Source organism: Aurantimonas manganoxydans SI85-9A1, assembly GCF_000153465.1.
Classification (GTDB): Bacteria; Pseudomonadota; Alphaproteobacteria; order Rhizobiales; family Rhizobiaceae; genus Aurantimonas; species Aurantimonas manganoxydans.
This window is the reverse complement of sequence record NZ_CH672387.1, coordinates 1,477,928-1,499,023: the sequence shown is the minus strand read 5'-3', so window position 1 is coordinate 1,499,023 and position 21,096 is coordinate 1,477,928. Positions and strand designations below refer to the sequence as shown.

19 protein-coding genes and 3 pseudogenes are annotated in these 21,096 nt (G+C 62.6%); 6 read left to right on the top strand and 16 right to left on the bottom strand.

The features are described from left to right. Positions 1-107: 107 nt before the first annotated feature. Positions 108-875 (bottom strand): heparan-alpha-glucosaminide N-acetyltransferase, encoded by a 768-nt coding sequence (locus SI859A1_RS07050; RefSeq protein WP_081451349.1) that lies wholly within the window; start codon positions 873-875, stop codon positions 108-110. Positions 876-1,154: 279 nt separating this feature from the next. Between SI859A1_RS07050 and SI859A1_RS20825 the strand changes: the two are divergent. Next, positions 1,155-2,304 (top strand): annotated as a pseudogene (locus SI859A1_RS20825) (IS3 family transposase); the annotation flags it as partial. Between the two features lie 174 nt (positions 2,305-2,478). On the opposite strand, the gene SI859A1_RS07035 reads toward SI859A1_RS20825, so the two are convergent. The 9 genes and pseudogenes from SI859A1_RS07035 to SI859A1_RS06990 form a co-directional block, all read right to left on the bottom strand. After that, positions 2,479-3,084 (bottom strand): transglutaminase-like cysteine peptidase, encoded by a 606-nt coding sequence (locus SI859A1_RS07035; RefSeq protein WP_009209130.1) that lies wholly within the window; start codon positions 3,082-3,084, stop codon positions 2,479-2,481. Positions 3,085-3,443: 359 nt separating this feature from the next. After that, positions 3,444-4,207: pseudogene (locus SI859A1_RS20820) on the bottom strand (IS5 family transposase). Positions 4,208-4,361: 154 nt separating this feature from the next. Then, the gene (locus tag SI859A1_RS07020; protein WP_009207891.1) at positions 4,362-5,561 is read right to left on the bottom strand and encodes an IS256 family transposase; all 1,200 of its coding nucleotides are present in this window, start codon (positions 5,559-5,561) and stop codon (positions 4,362-4,364) included. Between the two features lie 141 nt (positions 5,562-5,702). Then, complete coding sequence (locus SI859A1_RS07015; protein WP_009209127.1) at positions 5,703-6,572, bottom strand: IS5/IS1182 family transposase; 870 nt, start codon at positions 6,570-6,572, stop codon at positions 5,703-5,705. Further along, positions 6,553-7,698, bottom strand: coding sequence for a cytochrome P450 (locus SI859A1_RS07010; protein ID WP_244400941.1), 1,146 nt, complete (start codon positions 7,696-7,698; stop codon positions 6,553-6,555). Before SI859A1_RS07010 ends, SI859A1_RS07015 begins: the two co-directional genes overlap by 20 nt. A gap of 130 nt (positions 7,699-7,828) precedes the next feature. Further along, positions 7,829-8,356, bottom strand: coding sequence for a signal peptidase II (gene lspA / locus SI859A1_RS07005; protein WP_009209125.1), 528 nt, complete (start codon positions 8,354-8,356; stop codon positions 7,829-7,831). Next, positions 8,356-9,357, bottom strand: coding sequence for a sodium:calcium antiporter (locus SI859A1_RS07000; RefSeq protein WP_024352445.1), 1,002 nt, complete (start codon positions 9,355-9,357; stop codon positions 8,356-8,358). The genes lspA and SI859A1_RS07000 overlap by 1 nt, the downstream gene beginning before the upstream one ends. A 52-nt stretch (positions 9,358-9,409) precedes the next feature. Continuing rightward, positions 9,410-10,156, bottom strand: a complete 747-nt coding sequence (locus SI859A1_RS06995) for a cytochrome c biogenesis CcdA family protein (RefSeq protein ID WP_009209123.1) — start codon at positions 10,154-10,156, stop codon at positions 9,410-9,412. Positions 10,157-10,172: 16 nt separating this feature from the next. Then, positions 10,173-11,063, bottom strand: coding sequence for a cation diffusion facilitator family transporter (locus SI859A1_RS06990; RefSeq protein ID WP_228241984.1), 891 nt, complete (start codon positions 11,061-11,063; stop codon positions 10,173-10,175). Between the two features lie 47 nt (positions 11,064-11,110). Here SI859A1_RS06990 and SI859A1_RS06985 point away from each other — a divergent pair, with 47 nt between their 5' ends. Continuing rightward, positions 11,111-11,464 (top strand): ArsR/SmtB family transcription factor, encoded by a 354-nt coding sequence (locus SI859A1_RS06985; RefSeq protein WP_024352447.1) that lies wholly within the window; start codon positions 11,111-11,113, stop codon positions 11,462-11,464. Between the two features lie 279 nt (positions 11,465-11,743). Here SI859A1_RS06985 and SI859A1_RS20815 read toward each other — a convergent pair whose 3' ends face one another. The 3 genes and pseudogenes from SI859A1_RS20815 to SI859A1_RS06975 form a co-directional block, all read right to left on the bottom strand. Next, a complete protein-coding gene (locus SI859A1_RS20815) occupies positions 11,744-12,007 on the bottom strand; it encodes a ZIP family metal transporter (RefSeq protein ID WP_024352448.1) in 264 nt (87 codons plus the stop codon). 355 nt (positions 12,008-12,362) lie between these two features. Next, a complete protein-coding gene (locus SI859A1_RS20810) occupies positions 12,363-12,968 on the bottom strand; it encodes a class I SAM-dependent methyltransferase (RefSeq protein ID WP_009209120.1) in 606 nt (201 codons plus the stop codon). 106 nt (positions 12,969-13,074) lie between these two features. Beyond that, positions 13,075-13,398, bottom strand: a pseudogene (locus SI859A1_RS06975) (prolipoprotein diacylglyceryl transferase family protein); the annotation flags it as partial. Between the two features lie 106 nt (positions 13,399-13,504). On the opposite strand from SI859A1_RS06975, the gene SI859A1_RS06970 reads away from it, so the two are divergent. The 3 genes from SI859A1_RS06970 to istB all read left to right on the top strand — a co-directional run bounded on the left by SI859A1_RS06970 (position 13,505) and on the right by istB (position 17,671). Next, the gene (locus tag SI859A1_RS06970) at positions 13,505-15,058 is read left to right on the top strand and encodes an ISL3 family transposase (protein ID WP_009209118.1); all 1,554 of its coding nucleotides are present in this window, start codon (positions 13,505-13,507) and stop codon (positions 15,056-15,058) included. 244 nt (positions 15,059-15,302) lie between these two features. Next, positions 15,303-16,802 carry an IS21 family transposase gene (gene istA, locus SI859A1_RS06965; protein ID WP_009209117.1) on the top strand — a complete coding sequence of 500 codons (1,500 nt, stop codon included), beginning with the start codon at positions 15,303-15,305 and terminating at the stop codon, positions 16,800-16,802. After that, positions 16,799-17,671 (top strand): IS21-like element helper ATPase IstB, encoded by an 873-nt coding sequence (gene istB / locus SI859A1_RS06960; protein ID WP_009209116.1) that lies wholly within the window; start codon positions 16,799-16,801, stop codon positions 17,669-17,671. Before istA ends, istB begins: the two co-directional genes overlap by 4 nt. Positions 17,672-18,203: 532 nt before the next feature. Here the strand turns inward: istB and SI859A1_RS06955 are convergent. Then, positions 18,204-18,440: a hypothetical protein gene (locus SI859A1_RS06955; RefSeq protein WP_148233762.1), complete on the bottom strand. Its 237-nt coding sequence runs from the start codon at positions 18,438-18,440 to the stop codon at positions 18,204-18,206. Positions 18,441-18,655: 215 nt separating this feature from the next. Here SI859A1_RS06955 and SI859A1_RS06950 point away from each other — a divergent pair, with 215 nt between their 5' ends. Next, the gene (locus tag SI859A1_RS06950) at positions 18,656-19,855 is read left to right on the top strand and encodes an IS256 family transposase (RefSeq protein ID WP_009207891.1); all 1,200 of its coding nucleotides are present in this window, start codon (positions 18,656-18,658) and stop codon (positions 19,853-19,855) included. A 258-nt stretch (positions 19,856-20,113) separates the two neighbouring features. Here the strand turns inward: SI859A1_RS06950 and SI859A1_RS06945 are convergent, their stop codons facing one another. Both SI859A1_RS06945 and SI859A1_RS06940 read right to left on the bottom strand, forming a co-directional pair. Continuing rightward, a complete protein-coding gene (locus tag SI859A1_RS06945; protein ID WP_024348514.1) occupies positions 20,114-20,719 on the bottom strand; it encodes a metallophosphoesterase in 606 nt (201 codons plus the stop codon). Then, a complete protein-coding gene (locus SI859A1_RS06940) occupies positions 20,712-21,092 on the bottom strand; it encodes a hypothetical protein (RefSeq protein ID WP_024348515.1) in 381 nt (126 codons plus the stop codon). The genes SI859A1_RS06945 and SI859A1_RS06940 overlap by 8 nt, the downstream gene beginning before the upstream one ends. Between the last annotated feature and the right edge of the window lie 4 nt (positions 21,093-21,096).

The following is a 21,096-nucleotide window of genomic DNA, read 5'->3' as shown; positions in this document are numbered from 1 at the left end:
GAGAAGACTACAAAGATAGCACGGCTCGGTCGGTTTGGCGGATAAGCTAGATCAATTGCCGATCTTCCTGGTTCGATAACCGGGTCTATGGGGGGGGGGCGATTCGGCTACTCCGCTAAGAGGCGGGTGAGGACAACAAATCCGGCGAAAAGCAGTGGCTGATGGAACAGGTAGATGGGCAGCGTTCGTTGCCCCACCCACGTCAGTACCCCGCCAAGATGTGCCCTGGGGCTATGGGGCTTCCGGTCCCGCTTTGATGGCCTGGCCACAAGGAGCCGGGTGCAGCCTATGCCCGCAAGTGTCACCCCAAACCACGGGAACACAGGCACAAAATCATTCGAAAATGGTGGCGCAGCAGCAAATCCGATCCAGGCCAGGAACCGTGTGTTGAAGGTCGGGGTTTCGAGAAAGAGCGGCGCCGCCAGCGTTGCGAATGAGGCGAAGAAGACCAAGCCAATTGGAAACCTCAAAAAGAGGAGTCCCAGGAGAGATCCCAACGCGATGGAGTGCAAAATTCCGAAGTAAATGAAACTGGTAGGAAAAGCACCATACGTGACCACTGATATCGCGGCAGCCGCCACGACAATCTTGGCAAGGCGCGTGAGGAATTTTTGCCAGTGGGTATAGCGGAAATGGGCCAGCACGAGCCCGACCCCAACGAGAAACATGAACGAGCCGGCGAGGCTGCGAGCAAATATAGTGACCGGAATACTGAACATCAGTGAGGGCGAAACATACCCGAAAAAGCTCAGGTCCCAGCCAAAGTGATAGATTACGACACCGATGATCGCCAATCCGCGCCACACATCGACAAATACGTAGCGCGTAGGACTGCAAGAGCTGCTCGGAACCTCAGGCACGGCAGAACCTGCCATCTTTACTGTCGCTGACATCAGAGGCTTTGGCCAGCGGCGGCTGAAATTCCAGCTATCGCGCCTGCCGGGTTTTCGGAGAGACAGCCGGATTTGTCACTGGCCAACTGTTTCGGGAGGATGGACGTCATCGATGGACTCCTTGTTCGGCATTCGGCCACCCCCTAGCTCCTCTACCCACTGGAGGCGCAAGGGATAAATGGCTGAAAAAGAATGGGGCTGGAGCGCACCCCGTTTTTGACCAGCCAGGTAGTATAGCCGATAAGGCATAGGCATCCGCCTATGAGTACGACTATGTCGAAAGCTCCTGATGGCCCGTATTCTCGGGTTGAAGTGATCACTTCTGTGCAGCGCCGGCGTCGATGGTTGACGGCCGAGAAGGTCCGCCTCGTCGAGGAGGCGATGCAGCCTGGGATGAGCGTGTCCTTCGTAGCGCGGCAGGCAGGCGTCTCGCCGTCGCAGCTCTTTGCTTGGAAGCGTCGGATGCTGGAGGGCGGACATGCGGCCGTCCAGGCCGACGAAGACGTCGTCGGCACGTCGAGGGTCCGCGATCTTGAAAAGCGGGTCCGCGACCTTGAGCGGCTGCTCGGCCGCAAGACGATGGAGAACGAGATCCTCAAAGAGGCGCTCGACGTCGCTCGCCCAAAAAAACGGACATCGTCCTTGCTGTCCTGGAGCGATCCCGTGGGCGGTTCACGGTGAGCGTCGTGGCGCGGACGCTTGACGTCGCTCGTTCCCAGATCAACGAGCGACGCGGTAGGACCGTGAAGCCGCGGGGCCCGTATCGCAAGGCCGAGGATGCCGAGTTCCTGGCGCCCATCCGGGCCATCGTCGACGCCCGGCCGACCTATGGCTACCGGCGTGTGACGGCGCTGTTGAACCGTCGCCTGCGGGCGGAATGCCGCCCGGCGGTCAATGCAAAGCGGGTGCTGAGGATCATGCAGCATCATGGCCTGACGCTGGAGCGCCATACCGCCCGGCGGCCTGGTCGAACGTATGACTGCGTCGTCATTGCGCTGCGCTCGAACGTGCGTTCACCAGCGGGCTCGAACCGGTGGCCCCGCTGACTCACTGCTCAGACCATCTGGAGATCCATGCCAGGAACCGCGAGGTCGTGCGCATCTTCTTCGTCCTGGATGTCTGCGACCGCGAGGTCATTGCATGGTCCGCCGTGGCGCAGGCCGGATGGCTGCCGGACAACTACTGCAGCGCCTACCTTGCCAACGACACCGCCGACACCGCCCGAGCTGTCGGCCTGACTCTGCTCTTCACGCCCGTCCGCAGCCCGGAGTCGAACGGCATGTCGGAGGCCTTCGTTAAGACGGTGAAGCGCGACTATGCCAGCATCACCGTTCTGTCCGACGCCGCCACTATTCTCGCCTTGCTCCCCGACTGGGTCGAGGATTCTTGCGAGGTCCACGCGCACTCAGAATAGAAGTTCCGATCGCCGCGAGAGTTCATCTCGCTCAGTGCCTAAACCCAACCGCCGCCTGTCCGGCGAAATGCGAAACGGAGTCCACTTCAAGATTCATCGGTGATGCCTGCAACGATATCGCCAGAAACCCCGCGAAAACCCGTCTCGATAGTCATCCTATCCAGTAGCTGATCACCGCACACTACCGACGAGGATGTCGCGGTCGTCCGCTATGCCGATCCATTTTCCGGAGTCCAGCTCCGACTGCCGCTTTAGATAAAGGTAATCCGTCTCGTTCCAAGGAAGGATCCGCTCGTCCAGGTTGTCGAGCACGAAGTCGCCTTCGCTGGTTCGCACTGTCAGTACCGCATGGCCGGCACCGTTGCGCTGACGAAGAACGGTGATAAGGAGGGCTGAACGAGGAACACCTGCACGCTGGAGCATATACTGCTTCAGAAGCGCGAAGTCTTCGCAATCACCTTGCTTAGTGGGGTAGGCCCAGCGCTCGGCTACACCGAAAATCTCTTCGTCGGTTCGCGGGATGATGACCGTGTTAACGGAGCCGTTCACCTCGATCAACTGCGACCAGAGATCCTCGGTCAGGGTCGGAACGACAGCCGGCAGATTCGGCTGGCACTCGCTTTGATATCGTTGGCAGAATTCGTAGTGGCCGACGGGCTGCGATGTGCGCTCCAGCATCGGCATTTGCGATGGCTGTGCCAACGCGGTGTTCACGAAGATAGCAGCAACCAGTATTGCAAGTATTGTTTTAATAACTAGTTTGTATTTTTTTAACATTCCCGCCTCCTCCCTGATGATGAGAAGAGTGGCATACCGATTTTACTCTACAGCCAAAATCGACACCGCATTTCGAAGCGATTTTTATATAATCTATTCACTACATTCGATTTGAACGAAACCCCGGTCAGATCAAATGCGATCGTAAACTCCGCTCCAGGACGAGCGAGTTTCACCTGGCAGATCGCGGCACCCATGCCTGATCCGCCGTGGAGAAGCCTCGAATACAGCGGTCAGGAACCATCGGCAAAAGCCGCAAACAGTGAGAGCGTTTGTCCGAGGCCCCTGCCGCGCGACCAATCCTCAGCGTCGAAAGCCAGCCGGCACCCTCGCCGTTCGCGTTCGCCTAGGGAGCGGACTCATTGGGCATTGATCCAGATGCGGACGGCAGCCAGCTTGAGAGCGGCGGCGAAGTTGTCGGCGCGCCGGTCGTAGCGCGTGGCAAGGCCCCGCATCTGCTTGATGCGATTGAAGAAGCGCTCGACGAGGTTGCGCTGGCGGTAGACCCATCGACTGAAGGCGAAGGTGCCCTTGCGGATAGAGCGCGGCGGGATGTTCGCTCAGGCATTGCGGCTGGCGACGAAGGAGCGGATGCCGTCCGCGTCATAAGCTTTGTCGGCGATGACGGTCGCTCCGGGCGCGACGGCGTCGAGCAGCTTGGTCGCCATCGGCGCGTCGCCGGCCTGTCCGGCCGTCAGCTCGAGGCGCACAGGGCGCCCTTCGGCGTCGACGAGAGCATGGATCTTGGTGGTCAGGCCGCCACGGGAATGTCCCATGCAAGGATCGGCAGATCCCCCTTTTTCGCGCCGGCACCATGCTGGTGGACGCGAACGCAGGAGCTGTCGATCATGACGATGTCGCCGTCATAAGCCTTCGATACCGCTGCCAGGAGGCGATCCCACACACCGGCGGTCCGCCAGCGCGTGAAGCGGTTGTAGAGCGTGGTCCGAGGACCGTAACGCTCCGGGACGTCGCGCCAGGATGAGCCGGTGCGGAACCGCCAGAGGATGCCGTTGATCACCCGCCGGTCGTCGACCCGGGCGACGCCGCGGCTGTTTTGCGGCAGCAGCGGCTCGATGACAGCCCATTCCTGATCCGACAGTTCATGGCAACGCATGGCAATCTCCCTTCCAGGAGATTGAATCAGATTACGCCACCTCGCTGAACCCGTTTATGCGGACGCTCTCTAGCCACTTCTCGTTCTCCCCCGAGATAGTGTCCCACCATGTGGTGTAGCTGACGGCGATGGCCGTGCGGTTCCGGCCAAGCCGGATTGATCAGCGTGCCACGGCTGGCAGGCTAACGAACGGATCATCGCTCAGGGGAGCGACGGATTCCAGTGTCATGTACCTGGCCCGCTGAACCGCCCACTCATCATTTTGCTCGAGCAGCAGCGCGCCGACGAGGCGCTGGATGGCCTCATCGTTGGGAAAGATGCCGACGACGTCGGTGCGCCGCTTGATCTCGCCGTTCAGCCGCTCGATCGGATTCGTGCTGTGCAATTTGGCCCGATGCTCCCTAGGGAAGGTCATGTAGGCCAGCACGTCGGGCTCGGCCTCGTCGAGGATGGCAGCGAGCTTCGGCACCTTTGGCCGGATCTGGTCGGCGACGGAGCGCCATTGCTGGCTGGCGGCCTCTGGCGTCTCTTGGGCAAAGGCGGTGGCGATGAAGGCGGAGACGACACGACGGCCGCTCTTGCCAGCATGGGCCAGGACGTTGCGCATGAAGTGCACGCGGCAGCGCTGCCATGTCGCCGTTAGCACCTTGGTGACCGCGGCTTTGATGCCCTCGTGAGCGTCGGACACGACGAGCTTCACGCCGCGAAGGCCGCGTCGGGTCAGCTTTCTCAGGAACTCGGTCCAGATCGGCTCGGCTTCCGAGGTGCCGATCTCCATGCCGAGAACCTCACGCCGGCCATCGGCGTTGACGCCGACGGCGATGATCACGGCAACCGAGACGATGCGGCCGCCGCGGCGGACCTTGAGGTAGGTGGCGTCGATCCAGAGATAGGGCCAGTCGCCTTCGATCGGCCGCTCCAGAAAGGCTTTTACCTTGCCGTCGATCTCTTCACACAGCCTCGACACCTGGCTCTTGGAGATGCCGGTCATGCCCATCGCCTTGACCAGGTCGTCGACCGAGCGCGTCGAGATGCCCTGGACATAGGCCTCTTGAATGACGGCCGTCAGGGCCTTCTCGGCCATGCGCCGCGGCTCCAGAAAGCCGGGAAAGTAGCTGCCCCTGCGCAGCTTTGGGATGCGCAACTCGACTGTGCCGGCTCTCGTCTGCCAGTCCCTGTCGCGGTAGCCATTGCGCTGGGCGAGGCGCTCGGCACTCTTCTCGCCATAGCCGGCGCCAGTCGCGGCACCGACCTCCAGTTCCATCAGCCGCTCGGCGGCAAAGCCGATCATCTCGCGCAGCAGATCGGCATCAGGGGTCTTCTCCAGAAGGCTGCGCAGGCCCATCATGTCATTGGTCATCAGGGGATCTCCGGTTGCAGTTAGGTCTCGCAACCCAAGCCTAACCGGAAACCGCTGGTGACCACCGCGCCGCCAATCTCGTCCTACAGCGCGATGAAAGGCGCGGACGAGATTGGCGACGCTATCGCCGAGCTACACCACCTATGGGGACACGACCTCCCCCGAACGATAGGCGCTGTCGGCCCAGACTTGCGAACCGGTGTTCTGTCGGCTCACGAGATGCCGAAGTTGCCGTCCGTCCGGGGCCGCCGCAGAGGTAACCGCGCTCTCGCGGATGAAGCCGAAGCGCTGGTCGATGCTGATGTGGGACTTGTAGCCAAAGACCGGCGTCGCGATCATCGGCAGCGGCGTACCGTCCGGGCGATAGCGAACCTTGCCGCCGATCTTCAGCGTCCAGCGGGCGTCGACATCCTTCTGAGCCGCCTTGGCCGGCTCGTTGGTCCAGATTTCGCCGGCGGACTCTCCGGCCTTGATCGCCGCCTTCTCGCCCTCGGTGTTGCGTTGCTTCGGCGCCGGAACCAGCGAGGCGTCGACGACCTGGCCAGCCATCGGGACGTAGCCCTTCTTCTGCAGTTGCCAGTCGAAGGCCTTCATCAGCCGCTTCAAAGTTCCCGTCTCGGTCAGCCTGTTGCGAAAGTGCCGGATGGTGTTCTCGTCCGGTGTCGGAGCGCCCAGGTCGAACCCAAGGAATCGCATCCAGGAAAGCCGGTCACGGATCATGAATTCCATGCGCGCGTCGGAGAGGTTGTGTTGCGCCTGCAGGATCAACGCCTTGAACATCGCTACGGGGTCGAACGGCGGCCGCCCGCCTTTGGAGCCATCGCCGTAGCCTAGCCCCTCGACCAACCAGCCGCGGAGATGCTCGAAATCCACGGTCGTCTCGAGCGTCTCAAGCGGATCGCCGTTCTTGCTCAGGCGTTCCAGATGCTCCGAGAGCCCGAAAAACGACCGCTGCTCCCAGGCCAGATTCTTGCGGGTGTCCAGCTCGGCGCTAGATAGGATCGTTCGCATTCTCCTTTACTCGGCAGATGATGAACCGGCTTCGGGGCAGGGCCGGCAGCCTGGAATAGTCGATCCGAAGATCCTGCTCCGGCACGTCGTATTCGATGTGCCTAGACAGAACCTTCGTCGCCTGACTCATGAGCCCTATCGTGATCCACTCGCCTGGGCAGCGGTGATCCAAATCGTGATCCCCGCCGCCTTGGGGAATAAAGTTGAAGGGGTTTCCGTCCCATTTGCGAAATCGCTCTGGTTGAAACGCCTCAGGCTCGTCCCACGTCCTGGCGTCGCGGTTCGTTCCGTAAAGATCCAGGATTACGCGTCGTCCACGGGGGAAACGGTATCCCCCCCACTCGAAATCGCGGCGCACCAGCGCAGCGACAGCGGGGAAGAAGGGGTAGAAGCGCCGAACCTCCTGGACGAACATTTCCGTAAAGCTCGTGTCGTCGCCAGCTTCGAGCTTGCGCCGGCATTCAGGAAACTGGTGGAGGGCATGGGCGACGAAGGTGATGTAGACGCCAACGGCGACGATCGGCCTGATCACGTTAAGGAGTTCCACAGCGGCAACGTGCGGGCTCAGCAGTTCGCCGTTCGAGCCCCGATGCTCCGCAATGATCGAAGCAGCCGATCCTTCCGGCGGGCGGATTTGCCCGGAACGGATCCGCCCGACGATATTCTCGATCCAGCGATCGGCCCGCTTGCGCGCCCACCGCGCCCGCCAGTGCGCGGGGCCGACTGATCCTGCGGCGTCGAACAGCGCCGTGATCTCGTGTGTTCGCTGTCGAACCTGAGACTCGGGGAGCGGCACCCCGGCCCAGGCGCAGGCCGCTCTTGTCAGGAGTTCGTGAAGCTCGTCGTAAAGGACAATCTCGTTTCTCAGCGCCCATAGGCGAGCGCGTGCCTGCCACTCCTCCGCAGTGATCGCCATCAGCACTTCGATACGCTCGGGCGTCATCAGCGACATGAACATCTGCTTGCGCAGTCGGTGGGCCTCGTCGTCCAGCCCCTGCACGCCGTGCTTTCCGAGCAGCGTCTTCTGGATGCGCCCGATCATGGCGCCATGTCGCATGAATCGACTTTGGTCGTAGAAGAGCCTGGCTGCCTCCGGCCCTGTCATGCAGGTCGCCTTCTGCAGCATAAGCCGGGTCTCGAACAGGTCCGATCCATACGCCCGACACTGCTTCGAGATGAACCTGTAGGGGTCAGCGAGAAGCGAGAGCGTTGCGTCTGGTCGGGTATCACGGGGAAGTTGCGGCATCAGAGCGCCTTCATCGGATGGAGTTCGGGTCAGCCTTGCGCACCCTCCCCTCGCCCCTCGGCCATACACTTTCGAGCAGCAGAAGGCTGACGCCGCTCACGATCCCCACATCGGCGAGGTTGAAAGCCGGCCAGTGATAGGCAGCGACGTAAAAATCCAGAAAGTCGGTGACTGCGCCATGCCGCAGGCGATCAAGGATGTTGGCGAGAGCGCCGCCGATGATGAGCCCCAGCGCAATGGCGGTCAGGCGGTTTGCGGCGCGCATCAGCCAAATGATGAGACCGATGACCATCGCCAGCGTGAAAGTCATCAGCATCCAAGGTGATGTGTCGCCGAAAAGCCCGAAGCTCACGCCGGTATTGTGCCAGAGGACCAGGTTGAAGAACTCGGTCACCGGGATCACCCGAGGCGGCTGCATCACGCTATTGATGATCCACCATTTGCTGACCTGATCGATCAGGAACCAGGCGGCGGCAATGGGCAACCCCAGCCGCAGCATGGAGGCGGACGTATGCGGGGCTGTTTGCGTCTGCACCATCAGAAGACCTTGAGAACCCAGAAGAGGACGATCAGCACGTAAACCACATAGGTGCCGACCAGAGCGAAGACCTGCCAGCGCCGGAATCCGGGCTCGGAGCCGCCCCAGCGGATGAAGGCGGCATAGAGCACAGGCATAAGCGCGACGAAGACGAAGCTGACCCAAAACAGATGAAAGTTCTCGATGGAGGTCCCGACCAGCGCCAGAGGCAGGAACCCCACGGTCACGGCCATGGCGTGGTCGCCAATGATGTTGGTGAGCGCCGGCGTGATCTGGCCGGACCGGGCGACGGTCCAGGCCGCAAAGGCTTCTGGCAGGGCCGCCACAGGTGCAGTGATGAAAAGACCGCCAACGATCGCCGAGATGCCGAGCGCCTTGACGATGTTCTGGGTGGCGATGACGGTAAAATAGGCGCCCAGCGCGAGCACCAACACGCCGGCAACGGCGAGCCAGATCTCGCGCTTTGACCAGTCGACCTGCTCACCTTCTCCGCGTCCGCGCAGGAACGCTTGGGCGAGGTAAGCGATATAGGCGGCGAACAGCAGCCAACCGTCGATCGGCTGAAGGCCGCGCCAGGCCGCGGGCAAAGTCAGCACGGCGAGCAGGACGAGGATTCCGAGGTAAGGCAGCGCCTGCACGCCCACAGCAGCCGGATCGACCCGCAGAAGGTGCTCTTGCAGGTGCCGGTCGTGACCGGGATCATTGGGGAGATCGCGCTTGCGGGTCGCCAGATAGCCGATCGTGACGAGGGTCGGAATGCCGATCACGGTCGATCCGAGGACAGCGCCGAGACCGATGCCGGATGCGTCCCGGACCGCGCTCGTAATGTTGATTCCGACCTCCGGGCTGGCGGTCGCGATGCCGATCAGCGAGCCACCTGCTGCGGCCGAGATACCCCATTGCCGGCGCACCTTCTTGAAGGGGTCGGCGAGGTGCTCCGACCCCCAATGCGCGGCATAGACGGCTACAAGCAGAACCACTACCCAGATCCAAACGCTCATTTCGCCTCCACTTCCAGGCCGCCTTGCGCGCTCGGTAACATCGCGATTGCGCTCATCCGATACGTCCAAGCGCCGGAAACGTCTGGAGGAGCCAGATCGCAAAGTTTGTGAGATGGCCAGTGATCATCGCGATGCCCATGACCACCATGATCCCGCCAGCGACGATCTTCAGAACCCGGCCTGTTCTGCGCATGGCCGTCATCCGCGCCATGAAGCCGCGCATGAACAGGGCGGCGAGGATGAAGGGAAGGCCGAGACCGAGCGAATAGACGGCCAGGAGCGCTGTTCCACTTCCGGCGGTGGCGTTTACGGCCGAAAGTCCCAGGATGGCGCCGAGGACCGGCCCGATGCAGGGTGTCCAGCCGAAAGCGAAGGCCAAACCGAGGAGATAGCTCGCCCAAGGGCCGCCGTGATGTGGGCCTGAATGAAATCTCACATCGCGCTCGAGCCAGGGCATGGGCACTAGGCCGGTCGTGAACAGGCCGAAGACGATGACGATCACGCCACCGATCAGGTTGGCTTCATAGAGGTGCGTGCGCAAAAGCCCGCTCAGGGCCGTCGCGCTGGCTCCGAGCAGGACGAAGACGGTGGTGAAGCCGAGCACGAAACAAAGGCTCAGGCCAAGTGTACGACCTGTCTCCTTGAGACTTCCCCCACTGCTTGCAAGCCCATCCGGGCTAATCGTGCGCCCGGCGACATAGGAGACGTAGCCCGGCACGAGCGGCAGCACGCAAGGCGATAGAAAGGAAACGACGCCCGCGGCAAAGGCCGTGGCTATGCCGATGCCGGAGAAGTCCACTACAGCAGCACCTCCGTCAGGCTTTGGCGCCGCTGGCCGCGGCGGCTTCCCGCAGGTCCGCGCGTGCATCCCGGATGATCGACCAGGAGGATTGCAGGAACAGCCCGGCGATCACGACGGCGACAACAAGGTCAGGCCAGGGAGAGGCGGTCCAGGCCACCAGCCCCGCCGCAACGACGACGGCGGCGTTGCCAATCGCATCGTTACGCGAGAACAGCCAAACCGCGCGGACATTGGCGTCGCCGGTCCGGTGAGGCAGCAGCGGAAGTACCGCGACCACATTGACGACGAGCGCAATCACCGCGAACAGACCCATCAGCTCGGCTTCGGGCTGTTGCTGCACCAGCACGCGATAGGCGGTATTGGCGAGAACCCCGAGACCAAGCGCGCCAAGAAACAGCCCCTGTATCAGGGCCGACCGGGCGCGCCAAACAAGGCTCCACCCGATAGCGAGGATGCCGAGGAAGGTGATCAGGCCATCGCCCAGGAAGTCGAGCGCATCGGCCTTGAGCGCCTGCGATCCTGATAGGAAGCCGCCGAACATCTCAATGACGCCGTAGCCGACATTGAGCACCACGACGATCCAGAGCGCCCGCTTGTAGGCCGGCGTGATGTGGGAAAGGTCCTTCGGTAGGTCGTCAATGTCGCCTTCGGCGTGGAGACTCGGCGCGTCCAGGCGATCGAGCCTATAGCCGATTCCTGTCACGGCGCGCTCAACCTCCGGAAGACGGGCATTGGGATCATTCACGTGCAGCGTCATGATCTGCGTGGCCGTCGAGACCTTCACATCCTCGACCCCGACCGAACGCACCGCCTTCTCGATCTTCGCCGCGCAGGTGGGGCAATCCATGCCGGTGACGCGGTAACGCGCCGTCTCGGCATCATTCGTTGAAGCTGCTACGCTCACGGCCATCTTCCCTGATCGAAAATGGCTATATATCATTCGTGACTGATATGTCGAGCGATGCCGAACTGATCGAGCGGGTCGATCTTCCGACCGTTGCCCTACGGACGAAATTGTTCCGGGGGTTGGCAGACGCCTCGCGCCTGTCGATCCTGGACGCCTTGCGCGCGGGGTCCTTGTCCGTGGGCGAGATCGTCGCGATCACCGGCCTGTCGCAATCGAACGCGTCCAACCATCTGCGGTGCCTCAGTGAATGCGGTCTCGTCGCCGGCGAGCAGCGCGGGCGCTTCGTTCATTACCGCCTAAGCGATCCGCGTCTCAACGAGCTGCTGGTCCTCGCCGATGAGTTGCTAGGCGAGACGGCCTGCGGCGTCGACGCTTGCGGGAACTACGGCGCCCGGTGATGCCGCGCCTTAGAGTGGTCGGCGGCGTTAGTGACGTATTTTGCGGGCGCGGCGATCAGTCAGGGCGGCTGTGGTATGACTGCCGAATGCCAGACCAGCGAGGCGCTCTCGTTGGGCTAGCCTTCAAAATACGACGCGATCAGCGTGAACAGGGCACAGCCGTCGATGAGAAAGCGGCCGAATAGCGCGTGTCCTCGGACGCCTCCTGCGCCTCCTCCAACATCTCCTCGACGGCGGCCAGGAGAAGGATACCCGCGCTGAAGGCGAGGGCGGCAAGCTTCAACGTTTCGCCTGCCCGCAGCAGCCAGTAGTCGATGCTGGCGCCCAGGAGGCAGGGAATGACGTAGGAGGCGGACAGGAGGATGCGGCGGCAGCGGGACGCGCCTTTTCTTTGAGATTGGCGATGGTGACAAAGTCTTCGGGCACATCAGCCATGATCTGGCCGAGCGCGAGGATGCACGTCAGACCGAGTGAAACGACGGAGCCGACACCGATCATCGAGCCATCGCTGAACAGGTCAATCGCGTCGGCGACATAGATCATTCAGGCTCCCGCAACTTCCTCGCCGCCGCCTTGGAACCGATCGACAATCCATCCCAGGACGACGTAGAAGGACCCGCCGAGTCATAGGCCGACGATGATGGCCCAGGGAGGCGGCGAACCGCCGAGCGCCTCCTGCAGCTCGACGGCGACCACGCACATCACGATCCCGGCGGCAGCATGGAGCGCGTGGTTCAGCATCCTCGCGGGACCTCGGGAACAGCTCGGCCACCACGCCACCAGTGAAGTTGCCGAATGCGGGCATCCGAGGGAGAGCAAAAACGTGCAGATAGTCGGTCATAGACCGCCACCTAACAAGCCGTGTTACATGGGGTCCGTGCTTGGATGCGAACGCGCCTCAGCGAACAACGTCTCCTTGGTAAAAGTACGCGAACAGGCGCGGCCCCGAAGCGTAAGCGTTACTGTCGGATATTCTGCGGAGATTGCTTGCGGCGACTATCTTCGAAATGGGGCGGTTGATGTGGCATCCGCCAGCGAAGCGATTCCACGCGGGATTAAGTCGGTCCTGCCACCGCGAAACATTATCGTCGGGCGAACGGCCATGCTCGACATAGAGGAAGTGGCCGCCGGGTTTCAGAACACGGCTAATCTCCTTCAAGACAAGGCGGGGATCCGATACTGAACACAACGTCCAGGTCGAGACGACGCAATCAAAGCTGCCCGATTCTAAGGGTAGAGCCTCTCCCGCCGATTGCAGCAGCATCACGGGAATGTGCGTGTCCATGGCCGCTGCCCGCCGAAGCATACCTGCGCTTGGGTCGATACCTATGACGCATTCCAGCGAGTTTCTGTAGAAACCGAGATTTGCTCCTGAGCCGACTCCGATCTCCAGAACGCGCCCGCTCGCCTGGCGGGTTACAGCCTCGCGGTAGGGTCTCAGGCTGCCAGCTCTCATCGCTAGATGGGTTAGGCACGGGCATACGCTTTCACGATAGAAGCTCATCTGCAGCGTCTCCTCAACTCGGCGGAGTCCCGGCCCGGAGGCTAGGATGATCGGATGGCCGGCATCAGCGCGCACGGTTTGATACCGATGTGGTCTCATTCGCCCGTTACCCCACTGCGTTCGTTCGCGGCTCACGGGATGATCGGTACTGGCCCCACAGGACAAGGAGTATTCCGAGAAGCACCATCGGCAACGACAGGATCTGACCCATTGTTAGCCCACCATAGAGAAATCCGAGCTGAGGATCGGGCATGCGGAACAGCTCCACGGTGATCCGGCTCAGCCCGTACCCGAGCAGGAAGACACCCGTGATTATTCCGGGCCGCCTGCGAAGCGACGGTCTGTGCGCGAGCACGGCCAGGATTGCGAACAGCACTAGTCCTTCCAGGAATGCTTCATAAAGCTGGCTGGGGTGACGAGGCAGATCACCTGTCAAACGGCCTTCAAAATTGACCCCCGATCGGCGTCCAAAATTGGGTCTGACTCATATCTGATGCAGTTGAGGAGCGGACTGGCGATTCATGAAGGAGATCGCCATGTCGAACGCTATTTCGCTGTCATCGCTCATTCCGGCCGGGCTCTCGGTCGAGCAGTTTGAAGCCTGTGAAGGGGCCCTCATCGTAACCGCATCCGCCCGGAACAGGCAGGCGGTGTGCCCCTCTTGCTCATCGCGCGCAAGCCGCGTGCATAGCCGATACATTCGAGGCGTGACGGACTTGCCGGCAGCGGGGCGAGTGGTTCGGCTGCGTCTGGTCACCCGCCGTTTCCGGTGCGACGTTGGCACCTGCCGGCGCAAGATCTTTGCCGAACGCTTCGGTGACACGGTCCCCGAACGAGCGCGCCGCACGGGCCGGATGGAGTGCATAGTCCACTATCTCGGTCTTGCGCTCGGCGGTCGTCCGGCAGCCAGCTTCGCCGAGCGTTTAATGATGCCAGTCAGCAATGACACGCTGCTCCGTGTTGTCCGGCGCCGGGCGCAACAGCGAGACGATCCCCTGAGGGCCGTTGGCATCGACGACTTCGCGTTCCGCCGGAACCACTGTTATGGCTCGATTATCTGTGACCTCGAGCGGCGACAGATCGTCAAGATTCTGCCGGACCGGGAGATCGCCACGGTCGCGGCATGGCTGGCCGATCATCCAGAGATCCGCATTGTCTCACGCGACCGTGGTGGCGGCTATGGTGAGGCAGCGGCGCTCGCATTGCCAGAAGTGGTGCAGGTCGCGGACCGGTGGCACTTGATGGAGAATGCCAGCGCGGCCTTCCTCGCCACGGTGAGGAACTCGATGAAGCCAATCCGGGCCGCTCTCGGAGCGACGACGATCGACCCGAAGCTCCTGACTTCGGCGGAGCGGATCCAGTACGAAGGCTATCTGCGGCGCGAGGAGATGAACGGGGTGGTCGCAAGCCTCGCGGCGAGCGGCATCACGATCAAGGAGATCGTTCGGCAAACAGGTCGGAGCCGGAAACTGGTTCGCCAGATTGTCCGCGGCGAGCGCACCGATCTATTCCGCACGCGACAGGGATCGCTCGACCCGCACCTTCCTTATCTCGACGCCCAGTGGGAAGCAGGCTGCCGGAACGGCGCCGAACTCTGGCGTCGTCTTCGCAGCCAAGGGTTCAGGGGTTCGCTGCGGGTTGTTGGTGAGTGGGCCACGCGACGCAGACGATCAGAGCAAATCTCAGGATCTGAGCTTCGAAGGACCCCGTCCGCGAGAGCCATTGCCCGTCTGATGACGCTGAAGCGAGATCATTTGACGAAGACCGAGACGGTCACGGTCGCCGCGATCGAAGCCGGAGTGCCCAACCTGGCCAAGGCGAGAGAGTTGATCGACCGGTTTCATGCCATGATCCGCAGTCGAGAAGTCGGGGATCTTTCGTCCTGGATTCACGATGCCGAGGGAAGTTTGTTGGCGTCCTTCGCTCGCGGCATCAGTAAGGATGCATCCGCAGTGCAGGGTGCGATTACCGAACCGTGGTCGAACGGCCAGACGGAAGGCCAGGTGAACAAGCTCAAGCTCGTGAAGCGGCAAATGTACGGGCGCGCCAAGCTTGATCTTCTTGAGGCCCGCTTGCTCGGCGCCGCCTGATCGTCATCGAAAGTGCGTCAGACCCAAAATTGCACGCCGAATGACATTTTACTCTACAGCCAAAATCGACATCGCATTTCGAAGCGATTTTTATATAATCTATTCACTATATTCGATTTGAACGAAGCCCCGGTGTGTAGGGCGGTGAGAAAGTAGGCCACGGAGCGGCGGCGCTGATGCTGCGGCGGCCGGAGTAAAATCCGGCCAGTGGTTAGGCTGATTTCCTTTTGGGGAACGGCCGGGAATGTTCGCTGTGGAAGTTTACGCCGCCGTTCGGCATTTCGTGCTTATCGAGCGCAACAGCCAGCGAGAAGCGGCCCGGGTGTTTGGGCTGAGCCGCGAGACGGTCTCGAAGATGTGCCGGTTCTCGTTACCGCCGGGCTACACGCGGGTGAAGCCGGTTGCCAGGCCGAAGCTGGGAGCGTTGCTGCCGGTGATCGATTGGATCCTGGAAGCGGACGGCACGGCGCCGGTCAAGCAGCAGCACACGGCCAAGCGGATTTTCGAGCGTCTGCGCGACGAACACGGCTATGGCGGCGGCCTGACGGTGGTGAAGGACTATGTCCGGATTGCCCGGGGGCGCCTGCGCGAGACCTTCGTTCCGCTGGCGCATTCACCAGGTCATGCCCAGGTGGACTTCGGCGAGGCGATCGGCGTGATCGGCGGGGTCCGGCAGAAGATCCACTTCTTCTGCATGGACGTGCCGCAGTCGGACGCGCCGTTCGTGAAGGCCTATCCGCGGGAGACGACGGAAGCCTTCCTGGACGGTCACGTGTCGGCGTTCGACTTCTTCGGCAAGGTGCCGCTGTCGATCTTGTACGACAACACCACGATCGCGGTGGCCAGGATCTGCGGCGACGGCCGCCGTGAGCGCACCCGGGCCTTCACGGAACTCCAGAGCCACTACCTTTTTGCCGATCGTTTCGGCCGCCCTGGAAAGGGGAATGACAAAGGGAAAGTCGAGGGGCTGGTGAAGTATGCCCGGTCGAACTTCATGACGCCGATCCCGCAGGCGGCGAGCTTCGACGATCTCAACGCCATGCTGGCGGAGCGCTGCCGGCAGCGGCAGGGCGAAGTCGCCGGACGCCATAGCGAGACGATCGGCGAGCGGCTCGTCGCCGATCTGGAGGCCTTCAAGGACTTGCCGGCGACACCGCTCGAGCCGTGCGAGAAGCGAGCGGCCCGGGTCTCGTCCACCGCCCTGGTCCGCTACCGCTGCAACGACTACTCGGTGCCGACATCGTTCGGCTTCCGGGATGTTCTGGTGAAGGGCTTTGTCGACGAGGTGGTGATCCTGTGTGCCGGCGAAGAGATCGCCCGACACCGCCGCTCCTATGCCACCGGCACCTTTGTCTTCGACCCGCTGCATTATCTGATGCTGCTCGAGATGAAGCCGAACGCCCTCGACCAGGCGGCGCCGTTGCAGGGCTGGGATCTGCCCGAGACGTTCCAGCATCTGCGCCATCTTCTGGAGGCCCGTATGGGCAATCGCGGCAAGCGGGAGTTCATCCAGGTGCTGCGGCTGATGGAGGCGATGCCGATGGGGATCGTGGCGGCCGCGGTCACCGAGGCGATCCGGCTCGGCGCGATCGGGTTCGACGCGGTCAAGCTGATCGCTCTGTCGCGGATCGAACGACGGCCCCTGCGGCTTGACCTCTCTCGATATCCGCATCTGCCGAAGATGGATGTGAGGACAACGGCGGCGGCTGACTATGCCGTTCTGGTCCCCGGGAAGGCAGCATGAGCGGCAAGTCAGGGACCGATACGATGCCGACGGGAACCACGAGCGGCACGCCGCAGGTCCTGCTCGCGCACCATCTCAAGCAGTTGAAGCTGCCGACGGTTCTGCGGGAGTATGACAAGGTCGCCCGCGAATGCGCCCGCGAGGGTGTCGACCATCCCCGCTACCTGCTTCGCCTGATCGAATTGGAGCTGATCGATCGGGAGCGCCGCACGATCGAGCGACGGATCAAGGCGGCCCGGTTCCCGGCGGTCAAAAGCCTCGACACGTTCGACTTCACCGCGATTGCGAGCCTCAACAAGATGCTGGTGCTCGAGCTGGCGCGGTGCGAGTTCATCCTGCGCCGGGAGAACGTCATCGCCCTCGGCAACTCCGGCACCGGCAAGAGCCATGTGGCCCTGGCTCTTGGACTGGCCGCCTGCCAGAAGGGGCTCACCGTCACGTTCACCACCGCGGCGGCCCTCGTTCACCAGCTCATGGAAGCCCGCGACGAGCGCCGTCTTCTGAAGCAGCAACGCGATCTTCAGGCGGTGCAACTCCTCATCGTCGACGAGCTTGGCTACGTGCCGCTCTCACCGACGGGCGCCGAGCTTCTGTTCGAGGTGTTCTCGCAGCGCTACGAGCGCGGCTCCACCATCGTCACCTCGAACCTGCCGTTCGAGGACTGGACGAGCGTCCTGGGGTCGGAGCGGCTCACCGGCGCGTTGCTCGATCGCCTGACGCACCATGTCCATATCCTGACGATGAATGGCGACAGCTACCGCCTCAAGCAGTCCGCCGGGCAACGACGGGCTGCCGCGGCAAGGGCGGAGCAAAACCAGGCCACCGCCGAGACCGTGGATCCCGATACCGGCGAGATCACTGACCCCTGATCCTTAGGATCGACCGCGTGACATAGGAAAAGGCCCGATCGGGCCCTTTCCTATGTCGCGCCCCTGTCGGCCAGGTGGCCTGCTTTTACTCCGTCCCGCTGGCCTGGTTTTGCTCCGACGTTGACACCCCGGTCAGATCAAATGCGATCGTAAACTCCGCTCCAGGACGAGCGAGTTTCACCCGGCAGATCGTGGCCCCATGCCTGATCCGCCGTGGAGAAGCCTCGAATACAGCGGTCAGGAGCCATCGGCAAAAGCCGCAAACAATGAGAGCGTTTGTTCGAGGCCCCTGCCCCGCGACCAATCCACAGCGTCGAAAACCAGCCGGCACCCTCGCCGTTCGCGTTCGCCTAGGAGGAGCACTTCCTAAGAGCGACGTCTTTTCGCGAGGTAGGGTTTACCCCGCCCGACCCGTCAACGTCGTTCTCAGTGGCCTTTACGTGGCTCGTATGGAGAGCGATGGCCACTTCTTGGGCCTCCGGCCACTCTACGAGGTCAACCAGAGTCTGGTGGAGCCATGGGAGATACGGCATCAGCCGAGCGACCGGATGACGGCGTCGCGCTGGTCGACGGCGCGGCGGAGGCGGGCGATCTCGGCGCGGAGTTCGGCGGCTTCGTCTTGCGCGTCGAGGGCCATCGTGACCGCAGCCTTGGCGAGCGTGGACATCTGACCGGCATCATGGCGCGCCGACGACAGGGCGTGGTCCCACGCGCCATGGGCAGCCTCTTCTTCACGGGCGATGCGGCCGGCGCGGATCGCGTCGATCAAGCCGAAGATTGTCTGATGCATTACGACTGCAGCGATGGCTCCGGTGGCGAGAGCGCCGGGTCGTGTCCCCATAGGTGGTGTAGCTCGGCGATAGCGTCGCCAATCTCGTCCGCGCCTTTCATCGCGCTGTAGGACGAGATTGGCGGCGCGGTGGTCACCAGCGGTTTCCGGTTAGGCTTGGGTTGCGAGACCTAACTGCAACCGGAGATCCCCTGATGACCAATGACATGATGGGCCTGCGCAGCCTTCTGGAGAAGACCCCTGATGCCGATCTGCTGCGCGAGATGATCGGCTTTGCCGCCGAGCGGCTGATGGAACTGGAGGTCGGTGCCGCGACTGGCGCCGGCTATGGCGAGAAGAGTGCCGAGCGCCTCGCCCAGCGCAATGGCTACCGCGACAGGGACTGGCAGACGAGAGCCGGCACAGTCGAGTTGCGCATCCCAAAGCTGCGCAGGGGCAGCTACTTTCCCGGCTTTCTGGAGCCGCGGCGCATGGCCGAGAAGGCCCTGACGGCCGTCATTCAAGAGGCCTATGTCCAGGGCATCTCGACGCGCTCGGTCGACGACCTGGTCAAGGCGATGGGCATGACCGGCATCTCCAAGAGCCAGGTGTCGAGGCTGTGTGAAGAGATCGACGGCAAGGTAAAAGCCTTTCTGGAGCGGCCGATCGAAGGCGACTGGCCCTATCTCTGGATCGACGCCACCTACCTCAAGGTCCGCCGCGGCGGCCGCATCGTCTCGGTTGCCGTGATCATCGCCGTCGGCGTCAACGCCGATGGCCGGCGTGAGGTTCTCGGCATGGAGATCGGCACCTCGGAAGCCGAGCCGATCTGGACCGAGTTCCTGAGAAAGCTGACCCGACGCGGCCTTCGCGGCGTGAAGCTCGTCGTGTCCGACGCTCACGAGGGCATCAAAGCCGCGGTCACCAAGGTGCTAACGGCGACATGGCAGCGCTGCCGCGTGCACTTCATGCGCAACGTCCTGGCCCATGCTGGCAAGAGCGGCCGTCGTGTCGTCTCCGCCTTCATCGCCACCGCCTTTGCCCAAGAGACGCCAGAGGCCGCCAGCCAGCAATGGCGCTCCGTCGCCGACCAGATCCGGCCAAAGGTGCCGAAGCTCGCTGCCATCCTCGACGAGGCCGAGCCCGACGTGCTGGCCTACATGACCTTCCCTAGGGAGCATCGGGCCAAATTGCACAGCACGAATCCGATCGAGCGGCTGAACGGCGAGATCAAGCGGCGCACCGACGTCGTCGGCATCTTTCCCAACGATGAGGCCATCCAGCGCCTCGTCGGCGCGCTGCTGCTCGAGCAAAATGATGAGTGGGCGGTTCAGCGGGCCAGGTACATGACACTGGAATCCGTCGCTCCCCTGAGCGATGATCCGTTCGTTAGCCTGCCAGCCGTGGCACGCTGATCAATCCGGCTTGGCCGGAACCGCACGGCCATCGCCGTCAGCTACACCACATGGTGGGACACTATCGAGCGCCGCCCTGGACTGCGTGAGGATTCGTGAATGCCATGGGGATCGCCTCCGGTTTGAGAACGGCAACTTGGAGGGCTCGGGAATCGACGTCAACGACTGCATTCCGGCATGACCGGCGAAGGGCTCACCGGATTCGAATAAGTCGAGACAACGGGAATTAGCTGCCGAAAGGAACCGGTCGGACATTTGCTATAGTGGCAGTTCACTCGTATGCGCATCGCCGCGAGCCTCGTCGTCCATTTCGCTGACTGCCCGCGCCGCCCTCGCGTCGTCGAGCACCGCCTGCTGCCGCTCCAGCGTCGGGCGGATCTCGTTGAGCGTCACTGGCGTGTAATTCCAAACATCGACGCCGACGTCGACCGAACGCCCGATGCCCGGCAGGCTGCCGTGCGAATGTCCGTAGAGATGAATGGCACCGTGATGGAGGCTGGGCCAGGTGCGAAGGGCGTAGTGGTCGAGCACCACGGGCATCTTCTCCTCCGGGTGCCGGAGCATCAGGCGGTCACGCGGCGGAGACGCCCAAGGGAGCGTGCGCACCTTCTCCCGGTCATGGTTGCCGATGATGAGGTGCTTGCGGCCGTTCAGACGGTCGAAGATCTCGCGGCCGCGTCCCGCCGTTGCGCCCATGGTGAAGTCACCGAGGTGGTAGACGATGTCGGATTTCCGCACGCGGTCATTCCAGCGGCGGATGAGACCCTCGTCCATGTCCTCGACATCGTAGAACGGGCGATCGCACATCGCGATGATGCCGCGATGGCCGAAGTGGGTGTCGGCGGTGAAGAAGATCTCAGCCATGGCTCGCATCCTCCATCGCTTGATGGGTCGCTTCGAGGAGCATTCGCAGATGCGGAGTTGCGTCGCCGATCACCGAGGAGGTGACCTCCGCGTCGCGAGCCCGGACTCGCAAAAGGTTCAGGTCTCGGAATGCAACCTTGAACGCCTCCGCGTCGGCAAACGCCCTGGGCCAATACGGGGTGATGAGCGCTTGGCTGGCGCAGACTAGAGCGCTCGCTAGAGCATGTCGCGCCCGGTAGCCCTCATAACTGTCGCGGGCGAGGTCGACCATCGCCCGGCTCTCCCGGTCGAGCAGCCGCAGCGCCATCGAGAGGTGTCGGGCGGCGGACCGCAATTGCGTCTTGAACGGGTTGGGCGGGATGTCTCTCGTCATGGCG

Coding starts and splice junctions, on each gene's coding strand:
- SI859A1_RS06985 (WP_024352447.1), top strand. CDS start 11,111: ATGTCGAGCGATGCCGAACTGATCGAGCGGGTCGATCTTCCGACCGTT.
- SI859A1_RS06945 (WP_024348514.1), bottom strand. CDS start 20,719: ATGGCTGAGATCTTCTTCACCGCCGACACCCACTTCGGCCATCGCGGC.
- SI859A1_RS06940 (WP_024348515.1), bottom strand. CDS start 21,092: ATGACGAGAGACATCCCGCCCAACCCGTTCAAGACGCAATTGCGGTCC.
- lspA (WP_009209125.1), bottom strand. CDS start 8,356: ATGGTGCAGACGCAAACAGCCCCGCATACGTCCGCCTCCATGCTGCGG.
- SI859A1_RS07015 (WP_009209127.1), bottom strand. CDS start 6,572: ATGCGAACGATCCTATCTAGCGCCGAGCTGGACACCCGCAAGAATCTG.
- SI859A1_RS07050 (WP_081451349.1), bottom strand. CDS start 875: ATGGCAGGTTCTGCCGTGCCTGAGGTTCCGAGCAGCTCTTGCAGTCCT.
- SI859A1_RS07010 (WP_244400941.1), bottom strand. CDS start 7,698: ATGCTGCAGAAGGCGACCTGCATGACAGGGCCGGAGGCAGCCAGGCTC.
- SI859A1_RS20815 (WP_024352448.1), bottom strand. CDS start 12,007: ATGATCTATGTCGCCGACGCGATTGACCTGTTCAGCGATGGCTCGATG.
- SI859A1_RS06970 (WP_009209118.1), top strand. CDS start 13,505: ATGTCGAACGCTATTTCGCTGTCATCGCTCATTCCGGCCGGGCTCTCG.
- SI859A1_RS07035 (WP_009209130.1), bottom strand. CDS start 3,084: ATGTTAAAAAAATACAAACTAGTTATTAAAACAATACTTGCAATACTG.
- SI859A1_RS06950 (WP_009207891.1), top strand. CDS start 18,656: ATGACCAATGACATGATGGGCCTGCGCAGCCTTCTGGAGAAGACCCCT.
- istB (WP_009209116.1), top strand. CDS start 16,799: ATGAGCGGCAAGTCAGGGACCGATACGATGCCGACGGGAACCACGAGC.
- SI859A1_RS07020 (WP_009207891.1), bottom strand. CDS start 5,561: ATGACCAATGACATGATGGGCCTGCGCAGCCTTCTGGAGAAGACCCCT.
- istA (WP_009209117.1), top strand. CDS start 15,303: ATGTTCGCTGTGGAAGTTTACGCCGCCGTTCGGCATTTCGTGCTTATC.
- SI859A1_RS20810 (WP_009209120.1), bottom strand. CDS start 12,968: ATGAGCTTCTATCGTGAAAGCGTATGCCCGTGCCTAACCCATCTAGCG.
- SI859A1_RS07000 (WP_024352445.1), bottom strand. CDS start 9,357: ATGAGCGTTTGGATCTGGGTAGTGGTTCTGCTTGTAGCCGTCTATGCC.